Origin of the sequence: Bradyrhizobium sp. AS23.2 (genome assembly GCF_001908185.1) — a bacterium.
Classification (GTDB): domain Bacteria; phylum Pseudomonadota; class Alphaproteobacteria; order Rhizobiales; family Xanthobacteraceae; genus Bradyrhizobium.
The window spans coordinates 17,683-35,145 of record NZ_LGHM01000128.1; the positions used below are offsets into that span (position 1 = coordinate 17,683).

General features: G+C 64.4%; 12 protein-coding genes. 8 read left to right on the plus strand and 4 right to left on the minus strand.

Going from position 1 to position 17,463, the window contains the following annotated elements:
• The first annotated feature begins 224 nt into the window (after positions 1–224).
• Positions 225–566: a hypothetical protein gene (locus AC630_RS26595; RefSeq protein WP_074121398.1), complete on the plus strand. Its 342-nt coding sequence runs from the start codon at positions 225–227 to the stop codon at positions 564–566.
• On the opposite strand, the gene AC630_RS26600 is transcribed toward AC630_RS26595, so the two are convergent.
• Positions 540–4,106, minus strand: coding sequence for a bifunctional diguanylate cyclase/phosphodiesterase (locus tag AC630_RS26600; protein WP_074121400.1), 3,567 nt, complete (start codon positions 4,104–4,106; stop codon positions 540–542). The genes AC630_RS26595 and AC630_RS26600 overlap by 27 nt on opposite strands.
• 307 nt (positions 4,107–4,413) lie before the next feature.
• Between AC630_RS26600 and AC630_RS26605 the strand changes: the two genes are divergently transcribed.
• The 3 genes from AC630_RS26605 to AC630_RS26615 are packed head-to-tail and all read left to right on the plus strand — an operon-like array spanning position 4,414 to position 7,657.
• Positions 4,414–5,466, plus strand: coding sequence for an Ldh family oxidoreductase (locus AC630_RS26605; protein ID WP_074121401.1), 1,053 nt, complete (start codon positions 4,414–4,416; stop codon positions 5,464–5,466).
• 22 nt (positions 5,467–5,488) lie between these two features.
• Complete coding sequence (locus AC630_RS26610; RefSeq protein ID WP_074121403.1) at positions 5,489–6,856, plus strand: LLM class flavin-dependent oxidoreductase; 1,368 nt, start codon at positions 5,489–5,491, stop codon at positions 6,854–6,856.
• A gap of 15 nt (positions 6,857–6,871) precedes the next feature.
• The gene (locus tag AC630_RS26615) at positions 6,872–7,657 is read left to right on the plus strand and encodes a fumarylacetoacetate hydrolase family protein (RefSeq protein ID WP_074121405.1); all 786 of its coding nucleotides are present in this window, start codon (positions 6,872–6,874) and stop codon (positions 7,655–7,657) included.
• Positions 7,658–7,770: 113 nt separating this feature from the next.
• Here the strand turns inward: AC630_RS26615 and AC630_RS26620 are convergent, their stop codons facing one another.
• Positions 7,771–8,226: an Lrp/AsnC family transcriptional regulator gene (locus AC630_RS26620; protein WP_074121406.1), complete on the minus strand. Its 456-nt coding sequence runs from the start codon at positions 8,224–8,226 to the stop codon at positions 7,771–7,773.
• Between the two features lie 153 nt (positions 8,227–8,379).
• On the opposite strand from AC630_RS26620, the gene AC630_RS26625 reads away from it, so the two are divergent.
• The gene (locus AC630_RS26625; protein WP_074121421.1) at positions 8,380–11,811 is read left to right on the plus strand and encodes an indolepyruvate ferredoxin oxidoreductase family protein; all 3,432 of its coding nucleotides are present in this window, start codon (positions 8,380–8,382) and stop codon (positions 11,809–11,811) included.
• On the opposite strand, the gene AC630_RS26630 is transcribed toward AC630_RS26625, so the two are convergent.
• A complete protein-coding gene (locus tag AC630_RS26630; RefSeq protein ID WP_074121409.1) occupies positions 11,795–12,703 on the minus strand; it encodes a LysR family transcriptional regulator in 909 nt (302 codons plus the stop codon). The two genes, AC630_RS26625 and AC630_RS26630, sit on opposite strands and share 17 nt — an antisense overlap.
• A gap of 139 nt (positions 12,704–12,842) precedes the next feature.
• Here AC630_RS26630 and AC630_RS26635 point away from each other — a divergent pair, with 139 nt between their 5' ends.
• The 3 genes from AC630_RS26635 to AC630_RS26645 all read left to right on the plus strand — a co-directional run bounded on the left by AC630_RS26635 (position 12,843) and on the right by AC630_RS26645 (position 16,211).
• A complete protein-coding gene (locus AC630_RS26635; RefSeq protein WP_074121410.1) occupies positions 12,843–13,994 on the plus strand; it encodes an HlyD family secretion protein in 1,152 nt (383 codons plus the stop codon).
• A gap of 117 nt (positions 13,995–14,111) precedes the next feature.
• Positions 14,112–15,719 carry an MDR family MFS transporter gene (locus tag AC630_RS26640; protein ID WP_074121412.1) on the plus strand — a complete coding sequence of 536 codons (1,608 nt, stop codon included), beginning with the start codon at positions 14,112–14,114 and terminating at the stop codon, positions 15,717–15,719.
• Between the two features lie 30 nt (positions 15,720–15,749).
• A complete protein-coding gene (locus tag AC630_RS26645) occupies positions 15,750–16,211 on the plus strand; it encodes a carboxymuconolactone decarboxylase family protein (protein WP_074121414.1) in 462 nt (153 codons plus the stop codon).
• Between the two features lie 142 nt (positions 16,212–16,353).
• Here AC630_RS26645 and AC630_RS26650 read toward each other — a convergent pair whose 3' ends face one another.
• Positions 16,354–17,214 carry a D-amino-acid transaminase gene (locus AC630_RS26650; RefSeq protein ID WP_074121416.1) on the minus strand — a complete coding sequence of 287 codons (861 nt, stop codon included), beginning with the start codon at positions 17,212–17,214 and terminating at the stop codon, positions 16,354–16,356.
• Positions 17,215–17,463: the final 249 nt, after the last annotated feature.

Below are 17,463 nucleotides of genomic sequence, written 5' to 3' on the forward strand. Positions count from 1 at the left end.
GCGAGCGTTCGCGCCTTGTCCGGCGGGGGCCTGAACGGCTAGGATAGTGATGATCGTCGGCGCTGGCAGATGTTCAGCGACCGTATTTTCCGCGTCGCCGGCGATGATGCCGGCCTTGCGTGGCTTGGCCGATTGCGCGAGCCGATTTTTCCGAGCGTCAAGGCCACGATCACGTCCGCGCGTCGGCCCGCCGTCAAGCACCGGGCCCAGGGAGCATGGAGCGAATGCATCGGGCTGCACGCCTGGAGTTCGAGCGCGTCATGGAGGAGTTCGCCCGCTGGCACGTCGTGCCCGCGGACGAGCGCTCGCCGGCGCCCGCCTGGTGGTGGGGGCCGGCCATGGCGGTGTTCGACGACCAAGAGCTGATGAGCGGCGCATGGTGCACGATACTCGACTTGAACGAAGGCGCGAGCTTTGCCGAAGGCGCACGTGCGATTCTCGCGCTGTTCGTCGAGCAGACGTCGCTGACGGGGCCGCAGGATTTTCCGAGCAGGACCGAGGGCGGAGATCACGACGTCCGCGAGCTGCATCCGCAGCCGCTAGATGACGGCGCGTTTCAACCGTAGCGCAGCGGCTTCTTCGGCGGCAAGATCCGGCTCGGGTTGGAGCGGTGGCGCGACAGGCATCACCATCGGCCGCAGCAACTTGGCCATCTGCGGCGCCGGCAATGGCCTGGAAATCAGAAAGCCCTGCATCTCGTCACAGCCATGGGTCCGCAGGAACGCCTCCTGCTCGGCGTTCTCGACGCCTTCGGCGACGACGGTCATGCCGAGCGCCTTGCCTATGCTGATGATCGCCTGCGCGATCGCCTGGTCTTCCGAATCCCGCGGCAGGTCTCGCACGAAGGAGCGATCGATCTTGATGGTATCGATCGGGAAGTGCTTCATCAGCGACATCGACGAATAGCCGGTGCCGAAATCGTCGATGGCGAGGCGAATACCTCGGCTCTGGATGGCGTCGAGCACCTTGAGCGCGCGACCGACATTGCGCATCATCATGCTCTCGGTGACTTCGAGCTGGAGCAGCACCGGCGACATGCCGCTTGCGGCCAGCGCCTCGTCGACGTCCTGCAGCAGATGCTCGTCGGTAAACTGCCGCGGCGACAGGTTCACCGCCATCGAAACCGGCAACAGGCCGCGGCGCTGCCAGGCCATGGCCTGCGCGCAGGCTTCATTCAGCACCCAGCGGCCGATCGGCACGATCAGTCCGGTCTCCTCGGCGAGCGGAATGAATTGCGCCGGCGAAACGTTGCCGAGATCGGGATGCGTCCAGCGCAGCAGCGCTTCCACGCCGGTGATCTGGCCGGTGTCGATGTCCACCTTGGGCTGGTAGTTCAGCGAGAACTGCTCACGCTCCAGCGCCCGGCGCAGCGCGCTCTCCAGCGACAGCCGCTCGATCGACTGCGTCTTCACTTCCTTGGAGAAGAAGCGATAGCCGTTCTTGCCGTCTTCCTTGGCGAGATACATCGCCATATCGGCGTTCTTGGTCAGCGTCTGGGCGTCGGAGCCGTTGGCCGGATACATCGCGATGCCGATCGACGCCGTCGTGTGGCACTCGTGACCGGCCAGCTCCATGGGCTCGGCGAGCGCCGTCAACAGCCCGGTCGCGATGCGCTGGACGTCGTCGACCTCGCCGCACTGATCGAGGATCACCACGAACTCGTCGCCGCCGAGACGCGCGACCACGTCACTTTTCCGCAGCGCGCCGCGCAGCCGGTTGGCCACTTCGAGCAGGAGCAGGTCGCCGGCCTCGTGACCCAGCGAATCGTTGATGACCTTGAAGCGGTCGAGATCGATGAACAGCACCGCGAAGCGGTGATCGTGGCGCTGCGCCGCGTCGATGGCCTCGCGGAGCAACCCATTGAAGGTCTCGCGGTTCGGAAGGTCTGTCAGGCTGTCGTGCGAAGCGAGGTACTCGATCCGCTCGTCCGCCCGGTTCTTCTCGTCGGCGCGATCGAAATTCTCCATCGCAAAGGAGACGTTGCCGGCGAGGCGTTGCAGCAGCTCGACGAACCCGCCGGTGAAGGTGTCCTGCTCCGTCGACATGTAGATCATGACGCCGACGGGCTTGTCGTGCGTGATCAGCGGGAATGCCGCGCCGGAACGCGCGCCGTCGCCTTGCAGGACGGCATGGAAGGCGCTCACGCGGCCGTCATTCACATAATCGTTGCTGACACAGGGCTGCCGGGTGCGGAACGCCGTGCCGCTCATGCCGCGGCCTTCAGGCCGGTCGGCGTCGACGGAAAGGCGAACGTTCCGGGTGGTCTCTGCGGACGGCCCCGCGGCCGCGACGATCTCGAGTTGATCGCCGTCGGCCCTGGCAAGCGCTATGGTCGTCGAGGTGAATCTTCCGCCGGTGGACGCGGCCTGACACACCAGCTCGAACAGCTCAGTGCGCGACTTGGCCCGCACGATCGCTTCATTGGTGTCGCTCAGCGCCGCGAACATGCGCGTCAGGCGCTCCCTCTGCGCCTCGGCCCGCGACCGCTCTTCAGCCCGGTCGAAATTGTCCAGCGCGAAGGCGACATTGGCCTGGAGCCGTTGCAGCAGCTCGACGAATTCGGGCGTGAACGTGCCGCGTTCGGGCGAGTTGAAAAGGAACACGCCTTCGACGCGGTCGCCGTTGAACAGCGGCAGCGCAGCGGAGGATCCGATGCCGTTGCTGCGAGCGTCGGCCTGCCAGGGCTTGATCCGGTCGTCGGACAGTACGTCATTGCTGACGCAGGGTTGGCGTGTCCGGAAGGCGGTTCCTGTCAGCCCCCGCCCCTCGGGCACCTGGTCGGAGGTGGAAAACTTGAAGGCGCGCACCGCATCCGCGTTCGGCCCGTAGCAGGCGACAACGCGGAGCAGCTCGGCATCGCGATCGACGAGCGCGATGGTGGCCGAGCTGAACTTGGCGCCCTTCGCCGTCGCTTCGCACACGAGGTCGAAGAGTTCGGCCCGGGAATGCGCACGCAGGATCGCCTCGTTGGTCGCACTGAGCGCCGCATACATGCGCGCCAGGCGATCTTCCTCCTCGGCGATCCGCGCCTTCTCGGCTTCACGGTCGAAATTTTCGATGGCGAAGCAAACGTTCTCGGCGATACGCAACATGAGCGCGACGATTTCCTCGTCGTTCGCCCAGGACTGGCTGAGGAAGGACAGGATGACGCCGATGCTTTGGCCATGCTTGATCAGGGGCGCCGCGATACAGGCGGCAACCCTGGTCTTGATATTGGCCTGCTCCCACGGTGTTCCCTTGGTGCGACGCGCGAGATTGCGTTCGACAAAGGGCTTCTGCGTGCGAAACACCTCGCCGGAAATACCGCGACCGTAAGGATTCTCTGGATCGGCGGAGTAGCGGGTCTGGGCCACGATCTCCAGGTTCTCGCCGGTGCCGGCGACCGGCATCAACCAATGCGAGTCCTGCTCCTTCAGCAGAATGAATGTCGCCAGCGACTCGCCGCCATGCACGGAGGCATCGCACACGAGCTGGTACAGTTCCTGCTCGGTTTTCGCACGCAGGATGGCTTCGTTGGTCGCGCTGAGCGCGCCGAACATGCGGTTGAGCCGCCGCGTCGCCCGCTCGCTGGTCTGCCGTGCGGTCTCGCGCGTGAAATTGTCCAACGCATAGGAAATGTTGGCGGACATGCGCTCGAACAGCGACACCATATGGGCGTCGAGCGAGCCTGCCTCACTGCGGGTCACGAACAGCACGCCGACGCTCTTGCCATTGCAAAGCAGCGGCAGGGCCGCGGCCGCGCCGACATGGGATTTCACCACTCCTTCGCGCCATGCCAGCGAGCGTGGGTCGTTCAGAAAATCATTGCTGATGCAGAGCTGCTGGCTGCGAAATGCCTCGCCGCCGACGCCAGATCCTTCGGGTGTGCCAGCTTCGGTCGTGATCTCGATCGCGCTCAGCCGCGCGACGTCTTCGCCGCAACCGGCGGCAAAACGCAGCCGATGGCCGTCCGGCTCCAACAGGAACACCGCGACGGCCATGAAGTCTCCGCTCGCAAACCCGGCGTCGCAGACCTTCTGGTACAGCTCGTCCGGCGACTTCGCGTAGAGGATCGCTTCGTTGATGGCACTCAACGCTGCAAAGGTGCGCGCGAGGGTCGTCTGCACGATCTTAACTCCCGGGCATTTCTGCCCTTTTTATCCCGGGGTGCTTTATGAACGGCCATCGCCTAAGTGGTCGTTATTGCGTGCCGCGAACCCACAATCAAAGTGAACGAGGTACGAACTAGCGGTGCCAAACTGTCGATAATCCCGCCGCACGGGATGCCGGCGCGCAGAACCTGCAACCAAAGGCGCGTTCTCTTTGCGAATTTGCAGCCCTGTATTGGTTTACGGGAGATTGATATCGCTCCCGCGCTTTGAGACGATGGCACCCAACGAGCAGCCCGTTAAGGGTACCAGCCGAGGAAACGCCATGCCGATCGTCAGGGCCGACCGCCTCACGCACGTCAGCGCCGCACTGCTCCGTGCCGCAGGAGCCTCCGAGGAAGAAGCCGACGCCGTGGCCGTCGGCTGCGTCAACGCCAATCTCGCCGGCCACGACTCTCACGGCGTGATTGCTGTTCCAACCTACATCGACCGTATCAAGGCCGGCCACATCGTTCCCGGCGCGAAGTGGTCCATCGTCCAGGAATCAGCAACCACGACCGTGATCGACGGCCAGTGGGGTTTTGGCTTCCACATCAACGCCAAGGCGATGGCGCTGACGATCGAGAAAGCCAAGACGGCGAATGTCGCCGCCTGCACCGTGTTCCGGCAGAGCCATGTCGGCCGCCTCGCCGCCTATCCGCTGATGGCGATGCGCGAAGGCATGATCGGGATTGCGACGGCGGATTCCGGCCGCTCGCCGAAGCACGTGGCGCCGTTCGGGGGCAAGGAAGCGCGGCTCGGCACCAACCCGATCTCGATCGCCGTGCCGTCCGACCTCGATGCCCCCTTCTATCTGGACATGGCGACCTCGGCGGTCGCGGCCGGCAAGATCCAGCTCGCTGTCGCCCGCGGCGAGGAGATTCCAACGGGGTGGATCATCGATGCCGAGGGCCGGCACACCACCGATCCGACCCAATACCGCAAGGGCGGCGCGCTGCTGCCGCTCGGCGGCACCGAGGGCTACAAGGGCAGCGGCCTGGCCGCCATGGTCGAGGTGTTGTGCGGTCTGCTCACCGGTCTCGGCTTCGGCGTCGAGCCGACCGGGCGGCACAATGACGGCTGCTTCATGGCGGTGTTCAACGTCGCCGCGTTCCGCCCGCTGAAGGAATTCAAGCGCGAGGTCGCGGAGTTCGCGCATTACCTGAAATCGACACCGCCGTCCGAGGGCAGCAAAGGCGTCTACTATCCCGGCGAGATCGAAGGTTTGCGCGAGCAGCAGCGCCTGCGGGACGGCATCGAGATCGAGGATGCGACCTGGGACAAGCTGCGCGCGCTGGCGCGCGAGTACAGGCTCGAAACAATCCTCGACCTGACCTGACGGAATTTTGGAGAGCAGCAGCATGACGCGGCAGATGGTACTGGTTGGCTTCCTCCAGGCGCAGAACTGCACGAATTTGCCGAGTTCCTGGCGGCATCCGGATTCGCGCGACGATTCGATGTCGGCGGATTACTATCAGGAGATCGCCAGGATCCTCGAAGCCGGCAAATTCCACATGGCCTTCTTCGACGATCGCCTGGCGATGCCGGACCGTTACGGCAACGACCACGCCCACACCGTCGAATATGGCATCCGCTGCGTGAAGATGGATCCGCTGATCGTGCTGACCACGATGGGCATGGTCACGGACAAGCTCGGCTTAGGGGCCACCTGCTCGACCACCTATTACGAGCCCTTCGACGTCGCGCGCCGGTTCGCCACACTCGATTTGATGTCGGGCGGACGCGCAGGCTGGAACGTCGTCACCTCGCTCAATGACGGCGAGGCGCTCAACATGGGGCGCGACTCCCATCCCGAACACGACTCCCGCTACGACCGCGCCGACGAATTCATGGAGGTGGTGCTCGGCCATTGGGACACCTGGGAAGACGGCGCGCTCATCATGGACAAGAAAAGCGGCCGCTTTGCCGATCCGGCCAAGGTGAAGCGGCTCGATCACAAGGGACCCGCCTTCAAGTCCCGCGGGCCATTCACCGTGCCGCGCTCGGATCAGGGCCATCCCGTGATCATCCAGGCCGGCGCATCCGGCCGCGGGCAGCGCTTTGCCGGCCGATGGGGCGAGGTGATCTTCACCGCCGCGCGCAATCTCGCAGGCGCCAAGGAGGGTTACGCGGCCGTGCGCAACGAAGCGGCCAAGGCCGGCCGCGATCCCGACCAGATGTTCCTCTGCAACCTGACGACGCCGGTCTGCGCAGCCACCAAGGCCGAAGCCGAGGACAAGATGGCCCTGATCAACAAGCTTCCGCTCGAGATCGACGCGCTGTCACTGCTCGCCGAAGCGCTCAACTACGATTTCGCTTCCAAGGATCTCGACGAGCCACTGACGACGGAAGAGCTGAAAAGCATGCAGGGCATTTTGGGCATCCGCGACGGCGTGCTCAAGACATCAGGCAAGAGCAACCCAAGCGCGCGCGACTTCGTCACCTTCTCCGGCCGTGGCCAGGTGCATGACGCGATGGTCGGCGGCCCCAAGGAGATCGCGGACAAGCTTGAAGAGATGTTCGTCGAGCGTGGCTGCGACGGCTTCGTCATCGCCGCGACCTACGTACCCGGCTCCTACGCGGACTTCGTGCGACACATCGTTCCGGAATTGCAGCGGCGCGGCTTGTTCCAGAAGGATTATCGCGGCAAGACGCTGCGGGAAAATCTCGGGCTGAAGCGGCCGGCCGCCGGCGCCTGGAAGGCACAGCCGGGCGATGCCGCGGAATAACAACGAGGACAGACTATGCGCTGGCTGAAATTCACCACCTCGGACAAGACATCGTGGGGGATCATTGAGGGCGACCAGGTGATCGCGGTCGACGGCGATCCCTTCGGCGAATGGCAGCGCACCTCGCGCACGCATCCGCTGTCGCAGGTCAAGATCGAGCTGCCGCTGATCCCGCGCACCTTCTATTGCGTCGGCCTGAACTACCTGAAGCACCTGAAGGAAGCCGCCGACAAGCGCGGCGAGGTGCCGGCGGTGCCTGATAGGCCCGAGATTGGCTATCGCGCGCAGAACGCGCTGATCGCACATGACGAGGACGTTGTGATCCCGTCGTTCGCGACGGACAAGATCCACTATGAAGGCGAGCTCGTCGTTGTCATCGGCAAGAAGGTGAAGCATCTCACCAAGCAGAACGCGATGGATTGCGTATTCGGCTACACCATCGGCAACGACGTCAGCGAGCGCAGCTGGCAGAAGGCCGACCGCGGCCTGTGGCGCTCGAAGAACGCCGACACGTTCAAGCCGATGGGGCCGTGGATCGAGACCGAGGCCGATCTCGCCAAGATGCAGACGATCGTCAGGGTCAACGGCAAGGAGACCAACCGCTTCCACACAAACGACATGATCTTTGGGGTGGTGCCGTTTCTGGTCGAGCTGACCAAGTATTTCACGCTATGGCCCGGCGACGTGATCTGGATGGGCACGGACGGCGCCTCTCCTGATATCAAGCACGGCGATGTCGTGGAGATCGACATCACCGGCATCGGGACGTTGCGGAACAGGTTTGTGCGGGAGCAGCGGTAAGGCAGATGCCGTAGGGTGGGCAAAGGCGCGCCAGCGCCGTGCCCACCGCTCTTTCACACTTCGGCAAAAGGTGGGCACGCTTCGCTTTGCCCACCCTACGGCACTGCGCCAGCTCAAAACGGCAGCGCCACGCCGGTCTTGATCTCCTTCAGCACCACGTTGCTGCGGACGTAGCGGATGCCGGGGATGCGGAACATGAACTCGTCGAGGAATCTGTTGTAGGCGATCATGTCCTGCACGACGACGCGCAAGTGATAATCCGCATCGCCCGTGGTCGCAAAGCACTCCAGCACCTCGCGCCGCTTTGTCACCCGCGCGACGAACTCGTCGACGAATTTTGCGTCGTGCCGCTCCAGCGAGACATGGAGGATCGCGGACATCGCAAAGCCCGCCTGCTCGCGCGCAACCAGCGCCGCATAGCCCTGGATGACGCCGCTCTCTTCCAGAGCACGCACCCGGCGCCAGCACGCCGAGGTCGACATGCCGACCTCCTCCGCGAGCTGCTGGTTGGTGGCGCGGCCATCCTTCTGGAGATGGGCGAGAATCCGCGCGTCCTGGTCTTCGATCATGAGGGCCCCTCTATTCGATAGAATGTACCAATATTCGGCCATTTGCGCAAAATCCTACCGGAAAACGCTTCAGATCAGAATGGATAGGTAAGACCTACCATCGCTCCGGGCTTAATCTTCGCCGGTCCGGCAAGGATGCCGCTGGAGGTCCGCATGGACGCCATTCCGTCACTCGACACCTATGAGCTTTCCGACCGCTACGACCGCGAGGAGGGCCGCGCCTTCCTCACGGGCACGCAGGCAATCGTCCGTATCGCGCTCGACCAGATCAGGCGCGACCGTGCGAACGGCCTCAACACCGCTGGCTTCATCTCCGGCTATCGCGGCTCGCCGCTCAGCGGCATCGATCTCGAGCTCTGGCGCATCCAGGAGCGATTGAAGCAGGACCGCATCGAATTCCTGCCGGCCGTGAACGAGGATCTCGCTGCGACCGCGGTGCTCGGCTCGCAGCAGGTCGAGACGCAAGGAGATCGCGAGGTCGATGGCGTGTTCGGGCTCTGGTACGGCAAGGGCCCCGGCGTCGATCGCTCAGGCGATGCGCTCAAGCACGGCAACGCTTACGGCTCCTCCCCGCATGGCGGCGTGCTCGTGGTCGCGGGCGACGACCATGGCTGCGTGTCATCGTCGATGCCGCACCAGTCCGACGTCGCCTTCATGAGCTGGTTCATGCCGACGCTGCATCCGGCCAGCGTCGGCGAATATCTGGAGTTCGGCGAGTATGGCTATGCGCTGAGCCGCTTCTCCGGCATGTGGGTCGGCTTCAAGGCGATCTCGGAGATCGTGGAATCAGGCGCGTCCGTCGCGCTGCGCCCGCCGCGCCTCTTCCGCACGCCCGACTTCACGCCGCCGCCGGGTGGCCTGCACTATCGCTGGCCCGACCTGCCGGGCCCGCAGATCGAGGAGCGGCTGGAGGCCAAGAAGCACGCGGTCTACGCCTTCGCGAAGGCCAATCCGATCGATCGTCACGTCTACGACATTCCCAGCGCAACGTACGGCATCGTCACGACGGGCAAGGCGCATCTCGACCTGATGGAAGCGCTGCGGCTGATAGGCCTCGATGAAGCCGCCTGCCGCGGTATCGGCATCGACGTCTACAAGGTCGGCATGGTCTGGCCGTTGGCGCTGCATGACGCCATGGCGTTCGTGAAGGGCAAGCGCGAGATCCTCGTCGTCGAGGAGAAGCGCGGCATCATCGAAAGCCAGTTCAAGGAATATTTCTACGACTATCCGGGCGCGAAGCCCGAGCGCATGGTCGGCAAGCACGACGAGACCGGCGCGCGGCTGATCTCCTGGATCGGCGAATTGTCGCCGCGCGCGCTGGCGTCCGTGCTGGCGCGCCGGCTCGATCCGATGTTTCCGGGCCTCAATCTCGCCGCGCGGGCCGCCGCGCTGCTGCCGGAGGCCGATCGCACGATCAACGTCTCAGGCGCGACCCGCACGCCGTACTTCTGTTCCGGCTGCCCGCACAATACATCGACAAAGGTGCCTGATGGATCGAAGGCGCTGGCCGGCATCGGCTGCCACTTCATGGCAAGCTGGATGGACCGCGAGACCTCCTCGCTGATCCAGATGGGCGGTGAAGGCGTGAACTGGGCGGCCTCGTCACGATTCACCGGCCACAAGCATGTGTTCCAGAACCTCGGCGAAGGCACCTATTACCACTCGGGCTCGATGGCGATCCGGCAGGCGATCGCGGCAAAAGCCAACATCACCTACAAGATCCTGTTCAACGATGCCGTGGCGATGACCGGCGGCCAGCCGGTCGACGGCCCCATCAGCGTGCATGCGATAGCACACAGCGTCCGCGCTGAAGGCGTTGCGCGCATCGCTCTGGTGTCGGACGATCCCGCGCAGTTCTCTCCGGCAGACCTGCCGATCGGCGTTACCATTCATCCGCGCGAGGAGATGGACGCCGTGCAGCGCGAGCTGCGTGACGTCTCCGGCGTCTCGGTCCTGATCTATCAGCAGACCTGCGCCACCGAGAAGCGGCGCCGGCGCAAGCGCGGGAAGTTGGCCGATCCCAAACGCTTTGCCTACATCAACGATCTCGTCTGCGAAGGCTGTGGCGACTGCTCGGTCGAGTCCAACTGCCTCAGCGTCGAGCCGAAGGAGACACCGTTCGGCCGCAAGCGCCAGATCAATCTGTCAGCCTGCAACAAGGACTTTTCCTGCCTCAACGGATTCTGCCCGAGCTTTGTCACCGTCGAAGGGGCGACGCGCCGGAAGAAAAGCGCGAGCCGGATCGACGCAATCGGCCGCGCGGCCACGCTTCCCCTGCCCACTCCCGCCACACTCGACCATCCCTACGACCTGCTGGTGACCGGCGTCGGTGGCACCGGCGTGATCACGGTCGGCGCCCTGATCGGCATGGCCGCCCACCTGGAACGCCGCGGCGTCTCGGTCCTCGACTTTACCGGCTTTGCGCAAAAATTCGGGCCCGTACTCAGCTACATCCGGCTTGCCGCGTCGCCCGAGGCGCTGCATCAGGTGCGCATCGACCAGGGCGCGGCCGATGCGCTGATCGGCTGCGACCTCGTCGTCAGCTCCTCGCCAAAGGCGTCAGGCACCTATCGCCGCGGCACGCGCGCCGCGGTCAACACCGCGGAGATGCCGACCGGCGACGTCGTCCGCTTCCGCGACGCCGATCTCGCCTCGCCCGCCCGCCTGCACGCGATTGGCCGCGTCATCGGAGACGGCAATCTCGGCACGATCAATGCGAATGCGCTGGCCGAACGGCTGCTCGGCGATGCTGTCTATGCCAACATCATCATGCTCGGCTTTGCCTGGCAGCGCGGACTGGTTCCAGTCTCGCTATCGGCACTGCTGCGCGCAATCGAGCTCAACGGCGTCGCAGTCGAGCGCAACAAGCAGGCATTTGCCTGGGGCCGGATCGCCGCCGCCGATCCGGGCTCTCTGCCGAAGGTAGAAGAAGCGCCCAAGGCGGAGACGCTCGACCAGCTGATTGACCGGCGCGCCGATTTCCTCACCGCCTATCAGAATGATCCCTATGCGGCGCGTTATCGGGCGATCGTCACAAAGACCCGCGACGCCGAAGCCGCCTTGAACAGCACGGCATTCACCGAGGCAGTCGCGCGCGCCCTGTTCAAGCTGATGGCTTACAAGGACGAGTACGAGGTGGCGCGCCTGCACACGCAGAGCGGCTTCCGCGACGAATTGAAGCGCGAATTCGAGGACGGCTTCAGCATCCACTATCACCTCGCCCCGCCCTTCCTGCCGTCCAAACGCGACGCCCGCGGCCGGCCGTGCAAGCGTACCTTCGGTCCGTGGATCCAGTTGCCGCTCGGTGTGCTCGCGCGGCTGAAGGGCTTACGCGGGACACCGTTCGATCCGTTCGGCTACACCGCGGAACGGCGCACGGAGCGAGAACTGATCACCTGGTATGAAGGACTGATCGAACGAATGCTTGGCAGGCTCGACGTGGCGCAACTACCCGATCTCGTCGCCATCGCAAAAGCGCCGATGGAGATTCGCGGCTACGGCCCCGTAAAGGACGCCGCCATTCACAAGGTCATGGCCGACGTCGAGCGCCAGACGGCCCAGCATCTCGTCATGAATAGGGATTGATCAGCTTCTGCTGCTCGGCGCTGTGGTGCACGAGCATGTCGATGAACGTCCTGACCTTCGCCGACAGATGGTGGCGATGCGGATAGACCGCGTTCATCGACATCTCGACCGGCCGGTATTCCGGCAGGAGGCGCACCAGCCGGCCGGCGTCGAGATCGTCGCTCACCAGGAATCCGGCTGCCAGACTGACACCTGCGCCCTGCAAAGTCGCCTCGCGGAGGGCTTCGCCACTGTTGGTGACCAGATTGCCCGACACGCGCACCGAGGCCGGCGTGCCCTTGCGATCGAAGAAGCGCCACTCGTCGAAGGGGTAGTTGATGTGGCGCACGCAATTGTGCTCGGCGAGCTCCTCGAGCGTCTGCACGCGCCCATGCGCCTCGATATAGGCGTGCGAGCAGCACAGCACGTGCCGCCAGGTCGCAAGGCTTCGCACGATCAGGCTCGAGTCCGGCGGCGCGATCATGCGCAGCGCGAGATCATACCCTTCCTCGATCAGGTCGACATTGGTCTCGCCCATGCGCAAATCGACCTTCACCTCGGGATAGGTCGCGAGGAATTCCGCCATCACGGGCGCGACGAACTGCACCATGTGGGTGGCGGTGTGGATGCGCAGCGTGCCGCGCGGCGTCGACTGCAGCGCGCCGGCGATGTCGTCGGCCTGTTCGAGATCGGCGAGGATCTGGGTCGAGCGGTCGTAATAGGCCTTGCCGATCTCGGTGAGGCTCACTTTCCGCGTGGTGCGGTTGAGCAGCCGCGCTCCGAGCCGGTCCTCCAGCGCCTGGACATGGTTGCTCACCATGGTCGTCGACATGTTGAGCCTGCGGGCGGCAGCAGAGAAGCCGCCATTTTCGACCACCCGGACGAAGGCGGTGAGGCTGGTGAAGCGGTCCATGTGAGGCTCCGATTATCCGCCATTGGTGGATAATGCTTCCATTAATTCCGGGATTATCACAATCACCGGGACAACGCATCTTACGGGCGTCATTGGCGTACCGTTCGAAACGGGCCGCCTGGGAATTGCCGAGGATGCCATGTCGAACGCTTCTTATGTCACTGAAACCAATGAGAAAATCAGTCTCCGCCCATCCCGCCAGGCGATCAAGCGGGCGGCCATCGGCCTGGCGCTGGCCCTCGGCATCGCCGTGGCCGGTGACTACGGCTACGATTACCTGAGGAACGGCCGCTACCTCGAATCCACCGATGACGCCTATGTGAAGGCCGATTCCACCATCATCGCGCCGAAGGTCTCGGGCTACATCGCCAAGGTGCTGGTCGGCGACAACGAGAAGGTCAAGGCGGGCCGGACGCTGGCGAAGATCGACGACCGCGACTTCAAGGCCGCGCTCGACCAGGCTCGCGCCGACGTCGCCGCCGGCGAAGCCTCGGTGCGCAACATCGATGCCCAGCTCGAACTGCAGCAGCCGATCATCGAGCAGAGTACCGCCGATGTCACGGCTGCAGACGCCAATCTGAAATTCGCGCAGGAGGAACGCGCCCGCTACGACGACCTGATGAAATCGGGCTCCGGCACAATCCAGCGCGCCCAGCAGACCGATGCGGCGCTACGCGCCAGCAACGCCCAATTGCAGCATGCCAAGTCAGGCCTCGTGGCCGCGCAGCGCAAGGTCGATGTTCTCACCACCCAGCGCGCCCAGGCCACGGCCCAGCTCGAACGCGCCCGCGCGGTCGCGCAGCAGGCGGCGCTGAACCTGTCCTATACCGAGATCACCGCGCCGGTCGACGGCACGGTCGGCGCCCGTTCGCTGCGGGTCGGCCAGTTCGTGCAGGCGGGCACGCAGTTGATGGCCGTGGTGCCACTTGATGCGGTCTATGTGGTCGCAAATTTCAAGGAAACACAGCTCACGCATGTGCGTCCGGGCCAGCCGGTCGAGTTGAGCGTCGACAGCTTCCGCAACCAGACCCTGCACGGCCATGTCGACAGCCTGTCGCCGGCGAGCGGGCTCGAATTCGCCCTGCTGCCGCCCGACAACGCCACCGGCAATTTCACCAAGATCGTGCAGCGCGTCCCGGTGAAGATCGTGCTCGACGACCACAGCCTGACTGGCCTGCTGCGGCCCGGCATGTCGGCGATCCCGACCGTCGACACCAAGGCGACCGTGCTGGCCGAGCGCGAGACGGCCAAACGCCTCGCCGACAACACGTCCCGCCCGAACGGCGGCTGAGGCCGGGAAGGGCCAGCAGGATTATCAAGCCCTGCCGGATGATCCTTCCAAGACTTCCTCGATTATCGAAACCATCCGCCTAATGCATCCTGTCTCCGTATCCGAGACGAGGCTTCCATGAGCACGCTCCAGCCGACCATCAACGCCGCCTCCGCTGCCAATCTCCCCACCCCCGCCGCGCCGGCGGTGCCGGCCAAGACCTGGATCGCCGTCAGCGGCGCCACGCTCGGCGCCTTCATGGCGGTGCTGAACATCCAGATCGTCAATGCCTCGCTCGCCGATATCCAGGGCGCGATCGGCGCCGGCATCGACGACGGTGGCTGGATCTCGACCTCCTATCTGATCGCCGAGATCGTGGTGATCCCGCTCTCCGGCTGGCTCGCACAGGTGTTCTCGATCCGGATCTATCTACTGACCAACGCGATCCTGTTCCTGCTCCTCTCCGCGGCCTGTGCGCTGGCGCAGGACCTGCCGCAGATGATCGCGCTCCGCGCTGTCCAGGGCTTCACCGGCGGCGTGCTGATCCCGATGGCTTTCACGCTGATCATCACGCTGCTGCCGCGCGGAAAACAGCCTGTGGGCCTTGCAATGTTCGCGCTGTCGGCGACGTTCGCCCCGGCGATCGGCCCGACCATCGGCGGCTATCTCACCGAGAACTTTGGCTGGCAGTACATCTTCTACGTCAACCTCGTGCCCGGCGCGATCATGGTTGGCATGCTCTGGTATGCGCTCGACGCCAAGCCGATGAAGCTGTCGCTGCTGCGCGAGGGCGACTGGGCCGGCATCGTCACCATGGCGATCGGCCTGTCCGCGCTGCAGACCGTGCTGGAGGAAGGCAACAAGGACGACTGGTTTGGCTCACCCTTCATCGTCAGGCTGTCCGTGATCGCAGCCGTCGCACTGACCGCCTTCCTGATCATCGAGCTCACGGTGAAGAAGCCGCTCCTCAATTTGCGCCTGCTGGTGCGCCGCAATTTCGGCTTCGGCATGCTCGCGAATTTCCTGCTCGGCATCGCGCTCTACGGCTCGGTGTTCATCCTGCCGCAATATCTGTCACGCATCCAGGGCTACAACGCCGAGCAGATCGGCATGGTGCTGGCCTGGACCGGCCTGCCGCAGCTCGTGCTGATCCCGCTGGTGCCCCGCCTGATGCAGAAGTTCGATGCGCGCATCGTCATCGGCGTCGGTTTCGTCCTGTTCGCAGGCTCCAACTTCATGAACATCACCATGACCAACGACTACGCCGCCGACCAGCTCTTGTGGCCCAACGTCGTCCGTGCGATCGGTCAGGCCCTTGTCATGGCACCATTGTCGGCGGTCGCAACCGCCGGTATCGAGCCGGAGAACGCGGGCTCGGCCTCCGGCCTGTTCAACATGATGCGCAATCTCGGCGGCGCTGTCGGCATCGCGCTGCTGCAGACCGTGTTGACCAAGCGCGAGCAATATCACTCCAACGTGCTGATGCAGTCGGTCTCGGTGTTCGAGCAGGCCACCCGCACGCGGCTGGAGCAGCTCACTCAGTATTTCATCAATCACGGCGTCCTCGACCGTGCGGATGCGTCGCATCGCGCCTATGTCGCGATCGGCCATATCGTGCAGAAGCAGGCTTACATTCTTGCCTTCAGCGACACCTTCTATCTGCTCGGCATGGCACTGATCGTCGCCCTGATCGCTGTCTTCTTCCTGAAGAAGCCCGGCCAGGCCTCGGCCGGTGGCGCCCACTGAGATCAACCCACCTAAGCAAGGAGAACGACCATGAAACCCCGCATGAACTACTACCAGGCCGCACCCGACACGGTGAAAGCGCTGATGGCGCTGGAGGCGCAGATCCAGTCCACGGGACTCGAGAAATCGCTGATCGAACTCGTCAAGATCCGCGCATCGCAGATCAACGGCTGCGCCTTCTGCATCAACATGCACACCGAGGACGCCCGCAAGCGCGGCGAGACCGAGCAGCGCATCTACCTGCTCAATGCCTGGCGCGAATCCCCGCTCTACACCGACCGCGAGCGCGCCGCGCTGGCCTGGACCGAGTCGGTGACCCTGATCTCCGAGACCCACGCGCCCGACGACGTCTACGAACAGGTCCGCGCACAGTTCTCCGAGGGGGAGACGGTGAACCTGACCATGCTGATCGGCGCCATCAACGCCTGGAACAGGATCGCGATCGCGTTCCGTGCGGTGCATCCGGTGAAGGTGAAGGCGTCAGTGGCGTGAGGGACGGTATCTCCCCACGCAAGACTGTCATGCCCCGCGAAGGCGGGGCATCCAGTATCCCAGAGGCCGTAGTGATCCAACCGCGAGGCCGCGGCGTACTGGATCGCCCGCCTTCGCGGGCGATGACAGCGGAGAATGTGGCCTAAACCGCCGTCGCCTTGGCGAACTCCACGTAGATCTCGCGCAGCCGCGTTGCCATCGGGCCGGGCCTGCCATCGCCGACCTTCTTGCCGTCGATCGCGACCACAGGCTGAACGAACAATGAAGCCGACGTGGCAAAGGCTTCCTTCGCAGCCAGCGCCTCGGCCACGGTGAAGGAACGCTCCTCGACGCGGAGCTGGCGCTCCTCGGCGAGCGCCACCACGGCCTTGCGGGTGCAACCCGGCAGGATCGCGTTGGAGTTTTTCCGCGTTACGATGACGTCATCCTTGGTGAGGATGAACGCCGAGGACGAGCCGCCTTCGGTGACATAGCCGTCCTCGAGCATCCAGGCTTCACCGGCGCCGGCTTCGGCCGCGGCCTGCTTCGCGAGCACCTGCGCCAGCAGCGCCACGCTCTTGATGTCGCGGCGCTCCCAGCGGATGTCGGGCACCGTGATCACGTTGATGCCGGTCTTGGCCGAAGCGGCGTTGATGATGTCCTTTTCGGAGGTGAACATCACCAGGCTCGACTTGACGTCGCCCTTGGGGAAGGCGAAGTCGCGGCCCTTGTCGGCGCCGCGCGTGACCTGGAGATACACGAGGCCGTTGGCGACCTTGTTGCGCGCGATCAGCTCCTTCTGAAGCTCGGTGATGCGCTCGACCGTCTCCGGCAGCTTCAGCTTGATCTCGCCGACCGAGCGCTCCAGCCGCGCCAGATGCGAGGCGTTGTCGACCAGCTTGCCATCGAGCACGGCCGAGACCTCGTAGATGCCGTCAGCAAACAGGAAGCCGCGATCGAGGATCGAGACTTTGGCGTCCGAGAGCGGGACGAATGAGCCGTTGACATAGGCGATCGGGTCCAAGGCAGGTCTCCTGGCGGGAAAGGGGGGATTTGGCGCGCTTATACGTCATTTGGGGGGAGCGATCACCCCTCGTTTCGTCATTCCGGGGCGGCGCGAAGCGACGAGCTATGATGCGCAATTGCGCATCTGAGAATCCATAACCCGGCTGGTGGTTATGGATTCCGGGCCTGCGCCTTCGGCGCATCCCGGAATGACGACTGAATTAGTGCGACAGAATCTTCGACAAGAACTTCTGCGCGCGGTCGCTGC